This window comes from Pseudomonas neuropathica, assembly GCF_051174785.1.
GTDB lineage: Bacteria > Pseudomonadota > Gammaproteobacteria > Pseudomonadales > Pseudomonadaceae > Aquipseudomonas > Aquipseudomonas neuropathica_A.
The window spans coordinates 4,190,001-4,210,516 of the sequence record NZ_CP195111.1; the positions used below are offsets into that span (position 1 = coordinate 4,190,001).

A 20,516-nucleotide genomic window follows, 5' to 3' on the forward strand; every position below is an offset into this window, starting at 1 on the left:
TGCCTTGCACGCAGGAGGTCAGCGGTTCGATCCCGCTTGGCTCCACCACTACTGCTTCTAAAGTTTGAAAGCTTAGAAATGAGCATTCCATCAAGATGATGATGAATGTTGATTTCTAGTCTTTGACTAGTTCGTTCTTTAAAAATTTGGGTATGTGATAGAAAGATAGACTGGACGTTACTTTCACTGGTAACGGATCAGGCTAAGGTAAAATTTGTGAGTTCTCTTAGTTGAGAAATTCGAATTTTCGGCGAATGTCGTCTTCACAGTATAACCAGATTGCTTGGGGTTATATGGTCAAGTGAAGAAGCGCATACGGTGGATGCCTTGGCAGTCAGAGGCGATGAAAGACGTGGTAGCCTGCGAAAAGCTTCGGGGAGTCGGCAAACAGACTTTGATCCGGAGATGTCTGAATGGGGGAACCCAGCCATCATAAGATGGTTATCTTGTACTGAATACATAGGTGCAAGAGGCGAACCAGGGGAACTGAAACATCTAAGTACCCTGAGGAAAAGAAATCAACCGAGATTCCCTTAGTAGTGGCGAGCGAACGGGGACTAGCCCTTAAGTGGCTTTGAGATTAGCGGAACGCTCTGGAAAGTGCGGCCATAGTGGGTGATAGCCCTGTACGCGAAAATCTCTTGGTCATGAAATCGAGTAGGACGGAGCACGAGAAACTTTGTCTGAATATGGGGGGACCATCCTCCAAGGCTAAATACTACTGACTGACCGATAGTGAACTAGTACCGTGAGGGAAAGGCGAAAAGAACCCCGGAGAGGGGAGTGAAATAGATCCTGAAACCGTATGCGTACAAGCAGTGGGAGCAGACTTTGTTCTGTGACTGCGTACCTTTTGTATAATGGGTCAGCGACTTATTTTCAGTGGCGAGCTTAACCGAATAGGGGAGGCGTAGCGAAAGCGAGTCTTAATAGGGCGTCTAGTCGCTGGGAATAGACCCGAAACCGGGCGATCTATCCATGGGCAGGTTGAAGGTTGGGTAACACTAACTGGAGGACCGAACCGACTACCGTTGAAAAGTTAGCGGATGACCTGTGGATCGGAGTGAAAGGCTAATCAAGCTCGGAGATAGCTGGTTCTCCTCGAAAGCTATTTAGGTAGCGCCTCATGTATCACTGTAGGGGGTAGAGCACTGTTTCGGCTAGGGGGTCATCCCGACTTACCAAACCGATGCAAACTCCGAATACCTACAAGTGCCGAGCATGGGAGACACACGGCGGGTGCTAACGTCCGTCGTGAAAAGGGAAACAACCCAGACCGTCAGCTAAGGTCCCAAAGTTATGGTTAAGTGGGAAACGATGTGGGAAGGCTTAGACAGCTAGGAGGTTGGCTTAGAAGCAGCCACCCTTTAAAGAAAGCGTAATAGCTCACTAGTCGAGTCGGCCTGCGCGGAAGATGTAACGGGGCTCAAACCATACACCGAAGCTACGGGTATCATCTTCGGATGATGCGGTAGAGGAGCGTTCTGTAAGCCTGTGAAGGTGAGTTGAGAAGCTTGCTGGAGGTATCAGAAGTGCGAATGCTGACATGAGTAACGACAATGGGTGTGAAAAACACCCACGCCGAAAGACCAAGGTTTCCTGCGCAACGTTAATCGACGCAGGGTTAGTCGGTCCCTAAGGCGAGGCTGAAAAGCGTAGTCGATGGAAAACAGGTTAATATTCCTGTACTTCTGGTTATTGCGATGGAGGGACGGAGAAGGCTAGGCCAGCTTGGCGTTGGTTGTCCAAGTTTAAGGTGGTAGGCTGAGATCTTAGGTAAATCCGGGATCTTAAGGCCGAGAGCTGATGACGAGTGTTCTTTTAGAACACGAAGTGGTTGATGCCATGCTTCCAAGAAAAGCTTCTAAGCTTCAGGTAACCAGGAACCGTACCCCAAACCGACACAGGTGGTTGGGTAGAGAATACCAAGGCGCTTGAGAGAACTCGGGTGAAGGAACTAGGCAAAATGGCACCGTAACTTCGGGAGAAGGTGCGCCGGTGAGGGTGAAGGACTTGCTCCGTAAGCTCATGCCGGTCGAAGATACCAGGCCGCTGCGACTGTTTATTAAAAACACAGCACTCTGCAAACACGAAAGTGGACGTATAGGGTGTGACGCCTGCCCGGTGCCGGAAGGTTAATTGATGGGGTTAGCTAACGCGAAGCTCTTGATCGAAGCCCCGGTAAACGGCGGCCGTAACTATAACGGTCCTAAGGTAGCGAAATTCCTTGTCGGGTAAGTTCCGACCTGCACGAATGGCGTAACGATGGCGGCGCTGTCTCCACCCGAGACTCAGTGAAATTGAAATCGCTGTGAAGATGCAGTGTATCCGCGGCTAGACGGAAAGACCCCGTGAACCTTTACTATAGCTTTGCACTGGACTTTGAATTTGCTTGTGTAGGATAGGTGGGAGGCTTTGAAGCGTGGACGCCAGTTCGCGTGGAGCCATCCTTGAAATACCACCCTGGCAACTTTGAGGTTCTAACTCAGGTCCGTTATCCGGATCGAGGACAGTGTATGGTGGGTAGTTTGACTGGGGCGGTCTCCTCCTAAAGAGTAACGGAGGAGTACGAAGGTGCGCTCAGACCGGTCGGAAATCGGTCGTAGAGTATAAAGGCAAAAGCGCGCTTGACTGCGAGACAGACACGTCGAGCAGGTACGAAAGTAGGTCTTAGTGATCCGGTGGTTCTGTATGGAAGGGCCATCGCTCAACGGATAAAAGGTACTCCGGGGATAACAGGCTGATACCGCCCAAGAGTTCATATCGACGGCGGTGTTTGGCACCTCGATGTCGGCTCATCACATCCTGGGGCTGAAGCCGGTCCCAAGGGTATGGCTGTTCGCCATTTAAAGTGGTACGCGAGCTGGGTTTAGAACGTCGTGAGACAGTTCGGTCCCTATCTGCCGTGGACGTTTGAGATTTGAGAGGGGCTGCTCCTAGTACGAGAGGACCGGAGTGGACGAACCTCTGGTGTTCCGGTTGTCACGCCAGTGGCATTGCCGGGTAGCTATGTTCGGGAAAGATAACCGCTGAAAGCATCTAAGCGGGAAACTTGCCTCAAGATGAGATCTCACTGGAACCTTGAGTTCCCTGAAGGGCCGTCGAAGACTACGACGTTGATAGGTTGGGTGTGTAAGCGCTGTGAGGCGTTGAGCTAACCAATACTAATTGCCCGTGAGGCTTGACCATATAACACCCAAGCAATTTGCATGCTTCAAGCTGAAAAGCGAGAGAGCACCAGATTGCGGTGTGTGAAGACGAAATGAACCGAAAGTTCGAAAGACTCACAAAGCACCAGCTGTCACATACCCAATTTGCTGAAGCGAGGCCATCTGGCCACGACTCGGTACCCGAATTTCTTGACGACCATAGAGCGTTGGAACCACCTGATCCCATCCCGAACTCAGCAGTGAAACGATGCATCGCCGATGGTAGTGTGGGGTTTCCCCATGTGAGAGTAGGTCATCGTCAAGATTAAATTCCGAAACCCCAATTGCGAAAGCAGTTGGGGTTTTGTTTTGCCTGTAGAAAAGTTCGTACAGCATTCACGGACGCCGTCCGGCTGTAAGCGTCCGGCCAATACACCTTCCTGACTCCAACGCTTACGGCGATGGTGGACACCTATTCAAGTGGACACCATTTTTAGCCCATTAAGCGGATCGTCATGCCACAACGACACTCTTACCTCAAATCTTTCAAAGCCCACGTCGTCCAGGAATGTTTGCAGCCTGGTGCATCTATCGCAAGCGCTGCGCTGGGCCACGGCATCAACGCCAATCTGGTGCGCAAATAGATACCGCTTTACAGTGAGCTGGGCGGTAAACATCTGCCAGCGTTCATTCCTTTGACGTTAGAGCCCAAGGTCCAAACGCATGCGCCAGCGAAGAGCTCGACTACAAACCTGGCGTCTTCACTGTCGAGCGCCAGCAAGCTGGTCTGCGATGACTTCGCTGGCTACAAGGCAGGATTTGAGCTGGGCGTTACGGAGATCGGCCGCATGGCCCATGCACGGCGCAAGTTCTTCGACCTGCACGCGACCAACAAGAGCCAAATCGCCGAAAAAGCACTGCACTACATCGCGGCCTTGTACGAAGTTGAGCGAGAGGTTCACGAACTGGAACCCGGTGACCGACATCGAATACGGCGAGAGAAAGCTGCGCCAATCATCGTCGTACTTCATACCTGGATGATCGCGCAAAGGCAGCTTGTGCCGGAGGGATCGGCCATGGCCAAAGCCTTGGATTACAGCATCAAACGCTGGATAGCACTGACGCGCTATCTCGATGATGGTGCTGTGCCCATCGATAACAACTGGTGCGAAAATCAAATCCGGCCGTGGGCACTTGGGCGTTCAAACTGGCTGTTTGCAGGCTCTTTACGCAGCGGCAAGCGCGCGGCTGCAATAATGAGTCTGCTCCAATCAGTACGACTCAATGGGCATGATCCATATGCGTACTAAAAAAGACGTCCTCAATCGCCTGCCGACGCAGCGGGCGAGTGAGATTACCGAGGTGTTGCCTCATAACTGGATGCGTGCGTAACTCATTTAAGATGGGCTCGGCAGAGGCTCATGACTTAAAACAAGGACGGATAGAAAAATCATGAAAACGAATCTCATCGTGGTTGGTAATGAGCCAAATCCCGAGCTTGAGGAAGCAATTAGCCTTGGTTTGGATGCATTCAATGATCAGATAACTGGCTCAAATGATCGCAGTCCACTGACGGTGATTGTCAGAGACCCCAATACGAAAGAGGCCTTGGGAGGAATCATCGGAAGATCGTCTCTAGGGCTGGCGTTTCTCGATCTCTTTCATCTTCCAGACTCTCTCCGTGGATCGGGTTTAGGGACGAAAGTCCTGAGAGCGTTCGAGGATGAGGCGCGTAGCCGGGGATGTCGCTCTGCCGTGCTTTACACCATTAGCTTCCAGGCACCTGGTTTTTACGAAAAAAACGGGTGGATACGTTTTGGGGAAATAGCCTGTGACCCAGAAGGTGCGAGTCGTGTTTTCATGAGCAAAAAGCTTTGACGGCCAGATTAAAATCGCCACCAGTAGAAATGTAACTGGTTGCAAGGCGTGATCGCCATACGCTTACGTCCGGCTGTCACAACCTGCCGACAATGCTAAGGTTCTGCCCTGGCTTTCGTACTTTCCAAGGAATACTTTATGCCGGACGCTCAGTCCCTCAACGCTGCATTCATGGTCGTCCAGAGCAACAGCCTGGACGAACTGCGCAGCCTTGTGATCAGCATCATGCGGCGCTATCCGCTGGCTCCCCTGGAAAACGAAATTGCGCTCGTGCAGAGCAACGGCATTGCCCAATGGCTCAAATTGGCCTTGGCCGAAGACCCTGAGGAAGACGACCTTGGCGGTTGCGGTATTGCCGCAGCGATTGATGTGCAACTGCCGGGCAGTTTCATGTGGCAGTTGTACCGCATGGTGCTGGGCCGAGATGAAATTCCTCCCAAATCCCTTCTCGATAAAGCCCCGTTGACCTGGCGCCTCATGCGCCTGCTTCCACAAGTCATTGATCGTGCGCATTTTGAGCCGCTACAACGCTTCTTCACCCATGACACCGATCTGCGCAAGCGCTATCAATTGTCCGAACGCCTGGCGGATCTGTTCGACCAATATCAGGTGTACCGGGCTGACTGGCTTGAAGACTGGGCAGAAGGCCGGCATCAATTGCGCAATGTCAGAGGTGAGGTAAAACCACTGCCCCCGACCAGTTGCTGGCAGGCAGAACTGTGGCGTGCGCTGCTGGATGACGTAGGCGAGCAAGGTATGGCGCAGAGTCGTGCCGGCGTTCACCAGCGGTTTATCGAGCGCATCAACAACCTCGCCAAGGCTCCTGCGGGATTGCCTTCACGAGTGATTGTTTTCGGGATTTCTTCGCTGCCCGCCCAAGTGCTTGAGGCGCTGGCCGGGCTTGCGCGTTTCAGCCAGGTCCTGCTGTGTGTACATAACCCGTGCCGTCATCACTGGGCCGATATTGTCGCCGACAAGGATCTGTTGCGGCACCAGTACAAACGACAATCGCGCAAGACCGGAATGCCCGCAGTGCTGGACCCTGATGCACTTCATCAACACGCCCATCCACTGTTGGCTGCATGGGGCAAACAAGGGCGGGACTACATCAACCTGCTCGACAGTTATGACGATCCCAATAGCTATCGAGCGGCTTTTCGCGACGGTCGTATAGACCTGTTCAGCGACACCCCGCCACACAACCTGCTCAATCAGCTCCAGGACGACATCCTCGAACTGCGCCCACTCATCGAGACTCGCGAACACTGGCCCGCTGTCGATTTGACAAGTGATGAGTCGATCCGTTTTCACATTGCCCATAGCGCTCAGCGTGAAGTCGAAATACTGCATGACCAGCTCTTGGCGCGCTTCAGCGCCAACCCGGATCTGCGTCCTCGCGATGTGATCGTGATGGTGCCTGACATCGATAGCTATGCACCGCATATTCGTGCGGTGTTTGGTCAGCTCGATCGCCATGATCCGCGGTTCATCCCTTTCACCCTGGCGGATCAGGGGCAGCGTGGTCGTGATCCATTGCTTATCGCGGTCGAACACTTGCTCAAGCTTCCCGACAGTCGTTTTCCGGTCAGTGAAATCCTCGACTTGCTCGACGTTCCCGCACTTCGAGCACGTTTTGGCGTGGAGGAACGCGACCTGCCGACACTGCACCGCTGGATCGAAGGTGCGGGTGTGCGTTGGGGAATGAATGCGGAGCAACGAGCGGGCCTGGGGTTACCCGACGAGCTTGAGCAAAACAGCTGGCATTTCGGTCTGCGCCGCATGCTCTTGGGCTATGCCGTCGGCAGCGCCAACGCGTGTGAAGGGATTGAACCCTACGATGAAATCGGCGGACTCGACGCCGCCCTGATCGGGCCGTTGGTGGCTCTGCTCGATGCCTTGGAACTCGCCCATCAACAGCTTACCCAACCCGCTCAGCCAAACGAGTGGGGCTATCGATTGCAAGCGCTGATGCAACTGTTCTTCAAAGCCAGCAACGAGCATGACGATTACTTGTTGGCGCAGCTCGAAGAGCTGCGCGAAACCTGGCTGGAAACGTGTGAGACGGTAGGTCTGGCGGATGAGCTGCCACTCACAGTCGTTCGCGAAGCCTGGCTCGCGGGGCTGGATCAGGGGCGTTTGTCTCAGCGCTTTCTGGCCGGTGCCGTGAATTTTTGTACGCTGATGCCTATGCGCGCCATTCCATTCAAACTGGTCTGTCTGCTGGGGATGAACGACGGCGACTATCCCCGTGCGCAGCCTCCTCTGGACTTCGACCTCATGGGCAGCGATTACCGCCCGGGAGATCGTTCGCGGCGTGAAGACGACCGTTATCTTTTGCTCGAGGCGCTTCTGTCGGCACGTCATCAGCTCTACATCAGTTGGGTCGGTCGCAGCATTCGCGACAACAGTGAGCGACCGGCTTCCGTGTTGATTGGCCAGTTGCGCGATCACCTCGCCAGCGGTTGGCGATTGCTCGACGAAAGCGGCGATCTGTTGGGTGCCATGACGCAAGAGCATCCACTGCAACCGTTTAGTGCGCGCTACTTTCATGAAGGCGATCAACTCTTCAGCTATGCCAGCGAATGGCAGGTTCTGCATCAACAGCAGGCGCCTCAAAACGAAGGGCAGTTACTGACCCCTTATGTGCAAGAAGAACCATTGAGCCTGGCGTTGTTGCAGGACTTTTTGCGCAACCCGGTTCGGCACTTTTTCACCCAGCGCCTCAAGGTGTATTTCGAAGCCGCCGAAGCACCGCTGGCCGATGAAGAACCTTTCGTGCTGGACGCATTGCAGCGTTACACGCTGAGCGACAGCCTGCTCGAAGCCGCTCTCCGGCAACCGGACAATGTCGATCAGGCTCTGACTGCCCAGGCCCGGCGTCTGCAAAACAGCGGCCTGTTGCCAATGGCCGGGTTTGGCGAGTGTTTGCAACGGGAGCTGATCGAGCCTCTGCCGGATTTGCTGCAACGTTATCAACAACTGCTCACGCTCTGGCCAAAGCCATTGAGCAGTGCGATCCCCGTCAATCTTGAATTGCAGGGCGTGCGCCTTGAAGGCTGGCTCGCCGGTTTGCATCAACGCGCCGACGATGGCCTGTTGTCCGTCACGACCATTCCCAACAGCATTGGCTCGATCAAGAGTCGCAAATGGCATCGCCTGACCAAGCCTTGGGTCGATCATCTGGTGGCCTGCGCCAGCGGGTTGTCCCTGACCACCGCGTTGGTGGCCAGCGACGACACATTGCTGCTTGAACCCATGGAACCAGATCGGGCTATACGTTTTCTCGGCGATTTGCTCCTCGCCTGGCAGGCCGGCATGCGACAGCCACTGCCGATCGCAGTAAAAACCGCTTTCGCGTGGCTCTCTCAGACCGAGCCGCTGAAGGCCGAAGCGGCCGCCCGCAAAGCCTATGAGGGGGACGGGCAGACCAGCGAAGGCGAGCGCCGCGAGAGTCCTGCACTGTCCCGCCAATACGCCAACTTCGATGCATTGCTTGAGGACGAAACGTTCTCCGGTTGGTGTGACGCCCTGTATCGCCCACTCTTTGAAGCACCATGGCAATCACTCTCCAGCGAAGGGGCGCGCTGATGAGCACGAAAACACCGCTTGCTCTGGCATTCCCCCTGCGTGGCAGCCAGTTGATCGAAGCCAGTGCCGGGACTGGTAAAACCTTCACCATCTCTGCTTTGTATTTGCGGCTCATCCTGGGGCATGGTGACGAGTCGAGCAGGTTCGGTCGTGAGCTGCTACCGCCACAGATTCTCGTCGTGACCTTCACCGATGCCGCGACCAAGGAGCTGCGTGAGCGCATACGCACGCGTCTGGCTGAGGCCGCTCGATTCTTCCGTAACGAAACGCCCGCCCCCGATGCACTGATCGCCGAATTGCGTGATCAATTCGACACTCAACAATGGCCCGGCTGTGCCAGCCGCCTCGATGTCGCTGCGCAATGGATGGACGAGGCCGCCGTTTCGACCATCCACAGTTGGTGTCAGCGCATGCTGCGTGAGCACGCGTTCGATAGCGGCAGCTTGTTCACCCAATCCCTGGAAACCGATCACAGCGACTTGCTCGGCGAAGTGTTGCGAGATTACTGGCGGCTGTTCTGTTACCCGATGCAGGGCGACGCCTTGAATTGGGTGCGCAGCAACTGGGGCGGGCCGGCGGCCTTGTTGCCTCGCGTACGCGGCCTGTTCGCCAGTGAGCGCGACAGCGACGAGGGCAAGGCCCCTGCGCAGATGATCGATGAATGTCTGCAAGAACGCCGCGCGGCGCTGATCGAACTGAAAATGCCCTGGCGCCAGTGGGCAGACGAGTTACTCGCCATCTGTCACCAGGGCGTCGCCAGCAAGACCGTCGATGGCCGCAAGATGCAGGCGCGTTACTTTGAACCCTGGTTCGAGAAGCTCAAGGCGTGGGCTGAGGACGAGTCCCTCGAGCAACTCGATATCGGCACCGGCTTCACCCGACTGACCCCCGACGGCATGGCCGAAGCGTGGAAAGGTCAGCCCCCGAGCCATCCGGGTCTGGACGCCATGCCAAAACTCAAGTCGAGCCTCGATGCATTGCCGACCCCTGATGCCGCTGTGCTGCAACATGCCGCCAAATGGGTAGGCACACGCTTTGAAGAAGAGAAGCGGCGTCGCGCCGAGATGGGTTTCGACGACATGCTCTTGCGCCTGGATGCCGCTCTGCAATCCGACGGTGGCGAACGTCTTGCGACGTTGATTCGCGAGCAGTTTCCGGTCGCGCTGATTGACGAATTCCAGGACACCGACCCGGTGCAGTACCGGATCTTCGAAAGTATCTATCGCATCGAAGACAACAGTCCTGACACCGGGCTGTTTCTGATCGGTGATCCGAAGCAGGCGATCTACGCTTTTCGCGGTGCAGACATCTACACTTACCTGCGCGCGCGTCAGGCCACTACTGGCCGGCTGCATACGCTGGGCACCAACTTTCGCTCCAGCCACGGCATGGTCAACGCGGTCAATCATGTATTCGCACGTGCCGAGTCCCGAGAGCTGGGCCGTGGCGCGTTTTTGTTCCGCGAGAAAAACGGCGACAATCCGGTGCCGTTCCTTCCCGTGGAATCCCAAGGGCGCAAGGAACGACTGCAGGTGGCCGGGCGAGATGTCGCGGCGTTGAATATCTGGCACTTGCCTGGCGACCAGCCACTGTCGGGCGTTGTCTATCGCCAGCAGTTGGCAGCGGCATGCGCCAGCGAAATCACCGCGTTGCTCAATGGTGGGCAAAACGCTAGCGCAGGATTCACTCAGGACGGCAAAGACTTCAGAGGTCTGCGGCCGTCCGACATCGCTATTCTCGTGCGCGACGGCAAAGAAGCCCAGGCAGTACGTGGTGAACTCGCCGCCCGCGGCGTACGCAGTGTTTACCTGTCGGACAAGGATTCGGTATTCGCGGCGCAAGAAGCCCACGACCTGTTGTCCTGGCTCAAGGCCTGTGCCGAGCCGGATGTCGAACGTTCCCTGAAAGCCGCGTTGGCCTGTATCACCCTGAACCTGCCATTGGCCGAGCTGGAACGTCTGAACCAGGACGAGCTGGTATGGGAAACCCGGGTCATGCAGTTCCGTGGCTATCGCGAGTTATGGCGCAAACAAGGCGTGCTGCCGATGTTGCGGCGTCTGCTGCACGACTTCCATCTGCCGCAAACCTTGATGACACGCACGGATGGCGAGCGTGTACTGACCAACCTTTTGCATCTGTCGGAACTGATGCAGCAAGCGGCTGCGGAACTGGACGGTGAACAAGCGCTGATTCGTCATCTGGCCGAACTGCTGGCAGTGTCCGGCCAGGCTGGCGAAGAGCAGATTCTGCGTCTGGAAAGTGACGAACAACTGGTCAAAGTCGTGACCATTCACAAGTCAAAAGGCCTTGAGTATCCACTGGTGTTCCTGCCGTTCATTTGCTCGGCTAAACCGGTGGATGGTAGCCGCTTGCCGCTGCATTACCACGATGCTGCGGGCAAGGCTCAGATAAGCCTCAAGCCGACCGCCGAGCTGATAGCGCAAGCGGACGATGAGCGTCTGGCCGAAGACCTGCGCTTGCTCTACGTTGCCCTGACGCGCGCGCAGCATGCCTGCTGGTTGGGCGTGACGGATCTCAAACGGGGCAATAACAACAGCTCGGTTCTGCACCTATCGGCGCTGGGCTATCTGCTCGGCGGTGGCGTTTCTCTGGGCGAGTCCAGCGAACTGAAACGCTGGCTGCAAGACCTGCAACACGACTGCCCGGCCATCGACATCGATGAGATGCCACAACCCACCGACGAGCATTACCAGCCGCCACGCAATGACGCCGTGCTGCGCGCCACGCTGGTGCCCAGGCGCAAGGCCAGTGAAAACTGGTGGATCGCTTCCTACAGCGCATTGCGCATCAGCGACGTATTGAGTGTCGGCAGCGATGAAGCGCCGGACAGCCCGCAGGCGCAAAAGCTGTTTGATGATGAACGCCTCGACCCCGACGCCCCCCGAGAAATCATTGCCGGCGGCGCCGATATTCATCGCTTCCCGCGAGGCCCCAATCCGGGAACGTTTCTCCACGGTTTGCTGGAATGGGCCGGTGATGACGGCTTTGCCGTTACCCGCGAGGCGCTGGAAGATGCAATTGCCCGGCGCTGCAACCTGCGTGGCTGGGAAGGCTGGATCACCACCCTGAGTGACTGGCTACAGCATTTGCTCACATCGCCATTGCCGATCGCTGGCGGGCAACCGCCGGTTGTTCTTGAGCAACTGAAGCAATACCGGGTCGAGATGGAGTTCTGGTTCGCCAGCCATAAAGTCGATGTGCTCAAACTCGACGAACTGGTGCGTCAGCACACTCACAGGGGCGTGGCCCGCGTGGCGGCAGAATCGGTGCAGCTCAACGGCATGTTCAAAGGTTTCATCGACCTGACCTTCGAACACCAAGGTCGCTACTACGTGGCGGACTACAAATCCAACTGGCTTGGCGTGGATGATCTGGCCTACACCGAGCAAGCCATGGAACAGTCGATCCTCGACAACCGCTATGACCTGCAATACGTGCTGTACCTGTTGGCGTTGCATCGCCAGCTCAAGGCACGGCTGCCTGATTACGATTACGACCGGCATGTCGGCGGCGCGTTGTATCTGTTCCTGCGCGGCACCCGCGCGGACAGTCGCGGTGTGTATTTTGTTCGTCCGCCCCGTGAACTGATCGAACGTCTCGACCGAATGTTTCAAGGAAAACCCGAACCCAAGATCGAACCCGCCTGGGAACAGGGAGTCCTGCTATGAGCCGCACTTTTGCCGACCTGCTCCCGACACCGCTGGCAGCCGACAGTCTGTCGAGGCTGTCGCCACTGACCAGTGCCGACGACCTGTTGATATTGCTGACTCGTTGGGTAGAGCGCGGCTGGCTGCGTGCGCTGGATAAAGCGTTTGTCGGCTTCCTGCACGAACTTGAGCGCGACACGGATCCGCTGGTGTTGCTCGCGGCCGCCCTGACCAGCCATCAACTTGGCCACGGTCATGTCTGTCTCGATCTGTACGAGACCCTGAAAGCTCCCGACTTCGCGCTGTCGCTGCCGCCCGAAGGGGACGTGCAAGGTGGTGTGTTGCTGCTGCCTTCGCAATTGCTCGAGGCGCTTGATGGTGCGCATTGGTGCAAGGTTCTGGCGGGCAGTTCTCTGGTCGCACTGGCGGCGGATAGCAGTGATTCGGCACAGCAGCGCCCGCTGGTGTTGTCGGGCAAGCGCCTGTACTTGCGACGCTACTGGGCCTACGAACGACGGATTGATACGGCGTTGCGTCAGCGTCTGCAGCAGGTTGAGCCGACGCCGGACGATCTGCCGCAGCGACTGAGTGAGCTGTTCGGATCAGCCAAGGCGGGAGCAGTGATCGACTGGCAGAAGCTCGCCTGCGCCCTCGCCACTCGCGGCGCCTTCAGCATTGTCACTGGCGGGCCGGGCACTGGCAAAACCACCACTGTGGTGCGTTTGCTGGCCTTGCTTCAAGCACCGGCAGTCGCCACCGGTCATCCGCTGCGGATTCGTCTGGCGGCACCGACAGGCAAGGCTGCGGCGCGGTTGACCGAGTCCATCAGCCAGCAAGTGCAGTCGCTGGAAGTCAGCGAAGCGGTGCGGGCGAAAATCCCTTGCGACGTCACCACCGTGCATCGTCTGTTGGGCAGTCGTCCCGGCACCCGCCACTTCCGTCACCACGCCGGAAACCGCCTGCCACTGGACGTGCTGGTAGTCGACGAGGCCTCGATGATCGACCTGGAAATGATGGCCAACCTGCTGGATGCCTTGCCCACCCATGCTCGACTGGTATTGCTCGGCGACAAGGATCAATTGGCTTCTGTGGAGGCCGGCGCGGTGCTCGGGGATTTGTGCCGAGACGCCGAAGGTGGCTGGTACAGCCCGCAGACGCGCCAGTGGCTGGAGTCAGTCAGCGGTGAGTCGTTGCAGGGCAGCGGCTTGCATGAGGACACCGATGGTTCTCACCCGCTGGCTCAGCAAGTGGTGATGCTGCGCCACTCACGGCGCTTCGGCGAGGGTAGTGGAATCGGTCAGCTCGCGCGTCGGGTCAACCAACAGTTGCCGGATGAAGCGCGGCAGTTGCTCACGACCGGGCACTACGACGATGTGTATTCGTTGCCGCTCAAGGGCGAGCACGATCACAAGCTCGAGCGTCTGTTGCTTGAGGGACATGGCGACGGCCCACAGGGCTACCGCCATTACCTGAGTGTGCTGCGCAATCAGCGCCCACCGTCGGACAGGCCACTGGAACATCCGGACTGGGTCATTTGGGCCCGCGAAGTCCTGCAGGCGTTCGACACGTTCCAGTTGTTGTGTGCCGTGCGCAAAGGGCCGTGGGGTGTCGAGGGGCTGAATGATCGCATCACCGCAGCGCTGCTCAAAGCACGACTGATCGAAAACGATCAGCAATGGTACGAAGGCCGTCCGGTCTTGATGACACGTAATGATTACGGTCTGGGCCTGATGAACGGCGATATCGGGATCGCCCTCAAACTGCCCGAGCGCGAAGGACCTGATGCAGGCAAGCCGGTATTACGCGTGGCATTCCCGCGCAACGATGGTCAGGGCGGCGTGCGCTTTGTATTGCCGAGCCGGCTCAACGACGTCGAAACCGTCTACGCGATGACGGTGCACAAATCCCAAGGCTCGGAGTTTGCCCATACGGCGCTGATTCTGCCCGATGCCTTGAACCCGGTGCTGACCAAAGAATTGATCTACACCGGCATTACCCGGGCCAAGCATTGGTTCACCTTGATCGAATCCCGATCCGGCGTGTTTGAAGAAGCGGTGCAGCGCAAGGTCAAACGCCTGAGTGGGCTGATGCTGGAACTGGAGGGGGGCGCATTGCCTCAGAGGTGAGAATCCCGGTGATTGGCGGCGATTACTGACCAACCGGTCAGAGGTCGCTGTCTCGCTGGCGTTTCACTGCTGTGCTATCGTTGCGGCATCATTTCGCTACGATCCAAGAGAATCCCTGCATGAAGGTGTCTGTCTGGGCGACAGAGCGCGTAGTTGTCTGCAAGCACGCGTTGCTTGTTGCTCTGCTCTGGATATTGACGGGCGCGGCTGTCGCGCAGCCGCAAGCGCCGACGGGCATGGCCGAACAACGGGCCAAATCTGTCACTCAGGTTGTTCTTGGCATTCTCAGCTACGCGCGCTGGCCGGTGGAGCCGGCGCAATTGCGTCTGTGCATCGTCGGCCCCACCGAATACACCGATGACCTGGTCAAAGGCACCACGCAAGCCACGGGGCGACCGGTCACCGTACGTCGCCTGCTCGCCGACAATCCGGCGATCGTTAGCGAATGCGATGCGGTGTACATCGGCAAACTTACGGCGGATGAACGCACTCGCTTGTTCGCTTCGCTGATCGGTCATCCGGTACTGAGCATTAGCGAAGGTGGCGATCAATGCACGGTCGGTAGCCTGTTCTGTCTGCGTGTTGGCGATGAACAAGTGTCCTTCGAGGTCAATCTCGACTCCGTTGCCCGCAGCGGCGTGCGCATTCACCCCAGCGTGCTGCAATTGTCGCGTCGCAAACCGGCGGCGCCATGAACCTGTTCAGATCGAATAGCCGCCCAACGCTGGGTTCGGTCATTGGCCGAGGGCATTTGACGGTCGCGCTGGTGGGCGTGGCGATGGCCAGCGTTTCGCTGACGTTGCTCGGCGTACTGGCATTACGGGTTTATGCCGATCACAACCTGCATTTGATCGCCCGTTCGATCAGCTACACCGTGGAAGCTGCGGTGGTGTTCAACGACAAGACCGCCGCCAATGAATCGCTGGCGCTGATTGCTTCCTCCGAAGAGGTCGCTGACGCCCAGGTGCTGGACAGTCAGGGACAACTGCTCGCGCATTGGCAACGCCCGGAAAACGGTTTGTTCTCTGAGCTGGAAATGCAGATCACTCGCGCCATCCTGGAAAGGCCTGTCAGTCTGCCGATCGAGCATCAGGACCGTGAAATCGGTCGTGTACTGCTCACCGGCCATGGTGGCAGCCTGATGCGCTTTCTGCTCAGCGGTCTGGCGGGGATCATCCTCTGTACCGCGATCAGCGCCTGGGTTGCACTCTACCTGGCGCGCCGCCAGTTACGCGCGATCACCGGTCCCCTGCGCAGTCTGGCCAATGTGGCCCACGCCGCACGTAGCGAACGCGCACTGGACCGTCGCGTACCGCAAGCGCAGATCGCCGAACTCGACAACCTCGGCAATGACTTCAATGCCTTGCTCGATGAACTGGAGTCGTGGCAAACCCATCTGCAAAACGAAAACGAAACCCTCGCTCACCAGGCCAGTCACGACAGCCTGACCGGGCTGCCGAACCGTGCCTTTTTCGAAGGGCGCTTGATCCGCGCATTGCGCAATGCCGGCAAACACGATGAGCGCGTTGCCGTGTTGTTTCTCGACAGTGACCGCTTCAAAGGCATCAACGACAACTTCGGCCACGCGGCGGGTGATGCGGTGCTGGTGGCGGTGGCCAATCGCGTTCGTGCGCAGTTGCGCGAAGAAGATCTGGTGGCGCGGTTGGGTGGTGACGAGTTCGCCGTGCTGCTCACGCCGCTGCACACGGTCGAAGACGCCGAGCGTATTGCCGACAAGATCCTCGCCAGCATGGACATGCCCATCGCGCTGCCGGGTGACACCAGTGTGGTGACCTCGCTCAGTATCGGCATAGCGGTTTATCCCGATCATGGTGCCACGCCGGGGGCCTTGCTCGATGCCGCCGATGCGGCGATGTATCAAGCCAAGCGCCTGTCGCGCGGCGCCCAATTCACGGCCGGGGCGGAGCACCCGGTCGATTCCGTTCAAACCAGGAGCTGACTCTCGTGTTCACATTGTCCATTCGATCTTTTTACGCGGTGCTGTTGATGGCCGTACTGGCCCTGACCGGTTGCCAGACTGCACCACAAAAAGGCCTGACCCCGGTGCAAGTCGCCGTCCTCAAACAACAGGGCTTTGAGCTGACCGACGAGGGCTGGGAGTTTGGCTTGTCCGGCAAGGTGCTGTTTGGCAGCGACGTCGAAAGCCTGAACCCGCAAAGCACCGAGATCGTCGAACGCATCGGCAAGGCCCTGCTGGGGGTCGGCATAGAGCGCGTGCGGGTCGATGGCCACACTGACGCCTCGGGCAAGGAAACCTACAACCAGCAACTGTCGCTGCGTCGTGCGAAAAGTGTCGCCAACGTGCTGGGCACGGTCGGCATGAAGCAAGAGAACATCCAGTTGCAGGGTCTCGGCAGCAAAGAGCCGGTGGCGTCCAACAACACGGCGGCCGGTCGCACCGAAAACCGCCGGGTGTCGATTGTGGTCAGTGCCGACTAGTCGGCGAACTGCATGTCGCGGGTCTCACCCATCAGCAGACTCTGATTGCGCTCCGTCACCTCACGAATGTAATCCCACAACAAGGTGATCCGCTTCAACTTCCTCAGATCCTCTCGGCAGTACATCCAGAACTGCCGGGTAATATCGATTTCCTCCGGCAATACCGGCAACAGGCGCGGATCCTGCGCGGCGAGGAAGCACGGCAGAATCGCCAGCGAGCGCCCCTGCTGCGCCGCGACAAACTGCGCGATCACGCTGGTGCTGCGCAAGTTGGCGCTGGCGCCGGGCAGCACGTTCGCCAGGTAGAGCAGCTCCGAGCTGAACGCCAGATCATCCACATAACTGATGAATTGATGCTTGCCCAAGTCTGCCGGGCGGCGGATCGGTGGGTGTTGGTCCAGATAATCCTGGGTCGCGTAGAGCTGCAAGCGGTAGTCGCAGAGTTTGCAGCACACGTACGGCCCGTGCTCCGGGCGCTCAAGTGCGATGACGATGTCGGCCTCGCGCTTGGACAGGCTGATGAAGTGCGGCAGCGGCAGGATGTCCACCGAGATGGCCGGGTAGGCGTCGACGAAGTGGCTTAGCTGCGGGGTGATGAAAAAGCTGCCGAAGCCTTCGGTGCAACCCATGCGCACATGCCCGGACAACGCCACGCCGGAGCCTGACACCTGCTCGCAGGCCATGTGCAATGTGCTTTCGATCGACTCGGCATAACCGAGCAAACGCTGGCCTTCGGTGGTCAGGACGAAGCCGCTGGTCCGCGATTTTTCGAACAGCAAGGTCCCCAATGCTGCTTCCAGCGAACTGATCCGCCGCGACACGGTTGTGTAGTCGACAGCCAGCCGTTTGGCAGCAGTGCTGGCCTTGCGGGTGCGGGCGACTTCGAGGAAAAACTTGAGGTCGTCCCAGTTCAGCGAACCTAGCGAGGTGATGTTTTTTTGCATGATGGACGGGCTTATATGTGCGTTCTTATTAGAAGTTTGCACATCTATACTCCAAAAACAGTCCGACAACCAATTCGTGACATACGCCTCATCTCAAGGCGAACCTTTCGCCTTGGCTCCTACGATAAAAACAAGTTCTGGAGACCAGCATGAACGCATCGCTTACGCCCAACGACACCACGCTGCAGAAGGTCAAACTGCTGATCGACGGCGAGTGGGTCGAGTCGCAGTCCACCGAATGGCACGACATCGTCAACCCGGCGACCCAGCAAGTGCTGGCGAAAGTCCCGTTCGCCACCGCCGCTGAAGTCGATGCCGCCGTCAGCGCCGCTCAGCGCGCTTTCCAGACCTGGAAACTGACCCCGATCGGCGCGCGGATGCGCATCATGCTCAAGCTGCAAGCGTTGATCCGCGAACACTCCAAACGTATTGCCGTGGTGCTCAGCGCCGAGCAGGGCAAAACCATTGCTGACGCCGAGGGCGATATTTTCCGTGGTCTGGAAGTGGTCGAGCATGCGTGCTCGATCGGCAGCCTGCAGATGGGCGAGTTTGCCGAGAACGTCGCCGGCGGCGTTGATACTTACACCCTGCGTCAGCCGATCGGCGTGTGCGCCGGCATCACGCCGTTCAACTTCCCGGCGATGATTCCGCTGTGGATGTTCCCGATGGCCATCGCTTGCGGCAACACCTTCGTCTTGAAGCCGTCCGAACAGGATCCGCTGTCGACCATGCTGCTGGTGGAACTGGCGATCGAGGCCGGTGTTCCGGCCGGCGTGTTGAACGTGGTTCACGGCGGTAAAGACGTGGTCGATGGCCTGTGCACGCACAAGGACATCAAAGCCGTGTCCTTCGTCGGTTCGACCGCTGTCGGTACCCACGTTTACGACTTGGCCGGCAAGCACGGCAAACGCGTGCAATCGATGATGGGCGCAAAAAACCACGCCGTGGTGCTGGCGGATGCCAATCGCGAGCAAGCGCTGAATGCGCTGGTCGGCGCCGGTTTCGGTGCGGCCGGGCAACGTTGCATGGCCACTTCGGTGGTGGTGCTGGTCGGCGCGGCGAAACAATGGCTGCCGGATCTGAAAGCGCTGGCGCAAAAACTCACCGTCAACGCCGGCAGCGAGCCGGGCACTGATGTCGGTCCGGTGATCTCGAAAAAAGCCAAAGCGCGGATTCTCGATCTGATCGAAAGTGGCATCAAGGAAGGCGCCAAGCTGGAACTGGACGGTCGCGACATCAAGGTGCCGGGTTACGAGCAGGGCAACTTTGTCGGCCCGACCCTGTTCTCGGGCGTGACCACCGACATGCAGATCTACACCCAGGAAATCTTCGGCCCGGTGCTGGTGGTGCTGGAAGTCGATACCCTCGATCAGGCGATTGCGCTGGTCAACGCCAACCCGTTCGGCAACGGCACCGGCCTGTTCACCCAGAGCGGTGCGGCGGCGCGTAAATTCCAGACGGAAATCGACGTCGGCCAGGTCGGCATCAACATCCCGATCCCCGTGCCGGTACCGTTCTTCAGCTTCACCGGTTCGCGCGGCTCGAAACTCGGCGACCTTGGTCCGTACGGCAAGCAAGTGGTGCAGTTCTACACGCAGACCAAAACAGTCACGGCACGCTGGTTCGATGACGACAGCGTCAACGACGGCGTGAACACCACCATCAACCTGCGCTGAGGAATGGCCATGAAAATCGCATTTATCGGTCTGGGCAACATGGGCGCGCCGATGGCGCGCAACCTGATCAAGGCGGGGCACTCGCTGAACCTGGTCGACCTGAACAAAACCGTGCTGGCGGAACTGGAGCAACTGGGCGGCACCATTCGCGCTTCGGCTCGCGAAGCTGCTGAAGATGCCGAACTGGTAATCACCATGCTGCCAGCGGCGGTGCATGTGCGCAGTGTCTGGCTCGGTGATGACGGTGTGCTGGCTGGTATTCGCCAAGGTGTGCCGGCAGTGGATTGCAGCACTATCGATCCGCAGACGGCGCGCGATGTGGCTGCCGCTGCGGCGAAACAAGGCGTGGCCATGGCCGATGCGCCGGTGTCCGGTGGCACCGGTGGCGCCACTGCCGGCACGTTGACCTTTATGGTTGGCGCCACCCCGGAACTGTTTGCCACCCTGCAACCGGTGCTGGCGCAAATGGGCCGCAACATTGTGCATTGCGGAGAAGTCGGTACCGGGCAGATCGCCAAAATCTGCAACAACCTGCTGCTGGCGATTTCGATGGTCGGCGTCAGCGAGGCGATGGCGCTGGGCGATGCACTGGGCATCGACACGACTGTGCTGGCCGGGATCATCAACAGCTCGACCGGACGCTGCTGGAGTTCGGAGATGTACAACCCGTGGCCGGGCATCGTCGAAACCGCACCAGCGTCCCGTGGTTATACCGGTGGTTTCGGCGCCGAGTTGATGCTCAAGGATCTGGGCCTGGCGACAGAAGCGGCGCGTCAGGCGCACCAACCGGTGGTGCTCGGCGCGGTGGCGCAGCAGTTGTATCAGGCGATGAGTCAGCGTGGGGATGGCGGGAAAGATTTCTCGGCGATCATCAACAGCTACCGCAAGCCTGCAATAGAAGGACAGCGCTGAACGAACCGTGGGAGCGAGTCTGGTAGCGATGGCTGAGTGTCAGGCAGCCTTTCTTTGCCAGATCCACCGCAATCGCTAGCAGGCTAGCTCCCACAGGGATTTGAGTGAATCTGGG

11 protein-coding genes, 1 tRNA gene, 2 rRNA genes and 1 pseudogene (1 of these 15 only partly in view) are annotated in these 20,516 nt (G+C 58.2%); 14 read left to right on the top strand and 1 reads right to left on the bottom strand.

Features of this window, described 5'->3' with window-relative positions:
* From ACRRSD_RS18890 to ACRRSD_RS18945, 12 genes and pseudogenes are all read left to right on the top strand, one after another.
* Positions 1-48 (top strand) — tRNA-Ala (locus ACRRSD_RS18890); it begins 28 nt to the left of the window's first position.
* A 247-nt stretch (positions 49-295) separates the two neighbouring features.
* Positions 296-3,189: ribosomal RNA gene (locus tag ACRRSD_RS18895) — 23S ribosomal RNA — on the top strand.
* Between the two features lie 169 nt (positions 3,190-3,358).
* A 5S ribosomal RNA gene (rrf, locus tag ACRRSD_RS18900) occupies positions 3,359-3,474 on the top strand.
* Between the two features lie 190 nt (positions 3,475-3,664).
* Complete coding sequence (locus ACRRSD_RS18905; protein ID WP_435034665.1) at positions 3,665-3,793, top strand: transposase; 129 nt, start codon at positions 3,665-3,667, stop codon at positions 3,791-3,793.
* A 135-nt stretch (positions 3,794-3,928) separates the two neighbouring features.
* Positions 3,929-4,541: pseudogene (gene tnpC, locus ACRRSD_RS18910) on the top strand (IS66 family transposase); the annotation flags it as partial.
* 60 nt (positions 4,542-4,601) lie between these two features.
* A complete protein-coding gene (locus ACRRSD_RS18915; RefSeq protein ID WP_435034666.1) occupies positions 4,602-5,027 on the top strand; it encodes a GNAT family N-acetyltransferase in 426 nt (141 codons plus the stop codon).
* 138 nt (positions 5,028-5,165) lie between these two features.
* Positions 5,166-8,615 carry an exodeoxyribonuclease V subunit gamma gene (gene recC / locus ACRRSD_RS18920; protein ID WP_435034667.1) on the top strand — a complete coding sequence of 1,150 codons (3,450 nt, stop codon included), beginning with the start codon at positions 5,166-5,168 and terminating at the stop codon, positions 8,613-8,615.
* Positions 8,615-12,304, top strand: coding sequence for an exodeoxyribonuclease V subunit beta (recB, locus tag ACRRSD_RS18925; RefSeq protein ID WP_435034669.1), 3,690 nt, complete (start codon positions 8,615-8,617; stop codon positions 12,302-12,304). Before recC ends, recB begins: the two co-directional genes overlap by 1 nt.
* Positions 12,301-14,409 (top strand): exodeoxyribonuclease V subunit alpha, encoded by a 2,109-nt coding sequence (gene recD / locus ACRRSD_RS18930; protein ID WP_435034670.1) that lies wholly within the window; start codon positions 12,301-12,303, stop codon positions 14,407-14,409. The genes recB and recD overlap by 4 nt, the downstream gene beginning before the upstream one ends.
* Positions 14,410-14,528: 119 nt before the next feature.
* Complete coding sequence (locus tag ACRRSD_RS18935) at positions 14,529-15,104, top strand: YfiR family protein (RefSeq protein WP_038357433.1); 576 nt, start codon at positions 14,529-14,531, stop codon at positions 15,102-15,104.
* A complete protein-coding gene (locus ACRRSD_RS18940; RefSeq protein WP_435034671.1) occupies positions 15,101-16,369 on the top strand; it encodes a diguanylate cyclase domain-containing protein in 1,269 nt (422 codons plus the stop codon). Before ACRRSD_RS18935 ends, ACRRSD_RS18940 begins: the two co-directional genes overlap by 4 nt.
* Positions 16,370-16,416: 47 nt before the next feature.
* Complete coding sequence (locus ACRRSD_RS18945; RefSeq protein ID WP_435038517.1) at positions 16,417-16,869, top strand: OmpA family protein; 453 nt, start codon at positions 16,417-16,419, stop codon at positions 16,867-16,869.
* Here ACRRSD_RS18945 and ACRRSD_RS18950 read toward each other — a convergent pair.
* Positions 16,866-17,813, bottom strand: a complete 948-nt coding sequence (locus ACRRSD_RS18950; protein ID WP_435034672.1) for a LysR family transcriptional regulator — start codon at positions 17,811-17,813, stop codon at positions 16,866-16,868. The genes ACRRSD_RS18945 and ACRRSD_RS18950 overlap by 4 nt on opposite strands.
* A 149-nt stretch (positions 17,814-17,962) precedes the next feature.
* Between ACRRSD_RS18950 and ACRRSD_RS18955 the strand changes: the two genes are divergently transcribed.
* On the top strand, positions 17,963-19,489 hold the full coding sequence (locus ACRRSD_RS18955; protein WP_435034673.1) for a CoA-acylating methylmalonate-semialdehyde dehydrogenase: 1,527 nt from the start codon (positions 17,963-17,965) through the stop codon (positions 19,487-19,489).
* A gap of 9 nt (positions 19,490-19,498) precedes the next feature.
* Complete coding sequence (mmsB, locus tag ACRRSD_RS18960; protein WP_435034674.1) at positions 19,499-20,401, top strand: 3-hydroxyisobutyrate dehydrogenase; 903 nt, start codon at positions 19,499-19,501, stop codon at positions 20,399-20,401.
* Positions 20,402-20,516: the final 115 nt, after the last annotated feature.

Coding starts and splice junctions, on each gene's coding strand:
- recD (WP_435034670.1), top strand. CDS start 12,301: ATGAGCCGCACTTTTGCCGACCTGCTCCCGACACCGCTGGCAGCCGAC.
- ACRRSD_RS18940 (WP_435034671.1), top strand. CDS start 15,101: ATGAACCTGTTCAGATCGAATAGCCGCCCAACGCTGGGTTCGGTCATT.
- ACRRSD_RS18905 (WP_435034665.1), top strand. CDS start 3,665: ATGCCACAACGACACTCTTACCTCAAATCTTTCAAAGCCCACGTCGTC.
- ACRRSD_RS18935 (WP_038357433.1), top strand. CDS start 14,529: ATGAAGGTGTCTGTCTGGGCGACAGAGCGCGTAGTTGTCTGCAAGCAC.
- recC (WP_435034667.1), top strand. CDS start 5,166: ATGCCGGACGCTCAGTCCCTCAACGCTGCATTCATGGTCGTCCAGAGC.
- ACRRSD_RS18955 (WP_435034673.1), top strand. CDS start 17,963: ATGAACGCATCGCTTACGCCCAACGACACCACGCTGCAGAAGGTCAAA.
- ACRRSD_RS18950 (WP_435034672.1), bottom strand. CDS start 17,813: ATGCAAAAAAACATCACCTCGCTAGGTTCGCTGAACTGGGACGACCTC.
- mmsB (WP_435034674.1), top strand. CDS start 19,499: ATGAAAATCGCATTTATCGGTCTGGGCAACATGGGCGCGCCGATGGCG.
- ACRRSD_RS18915 (WP_435034666.1), top strand. CDS start 4,602: ATGAAAACGAATCTCATCGTGGTTGGTAATGAGCCAAATCCCGAGCTT.
- recB (WP_435034669.1), top strand. CDS start 8,615: ATGAGCACGAAAACACCGCTTGCTCTGGCATTCCCCCTGCGTGGCAGC.
- ACRRSD_RS18945 (WP_435038517.1), top strand. CDS start 16,417: ATGGCCGTACTGGCCCTGACCGGTTGCCAGACTGCACCACAAAAAGGC.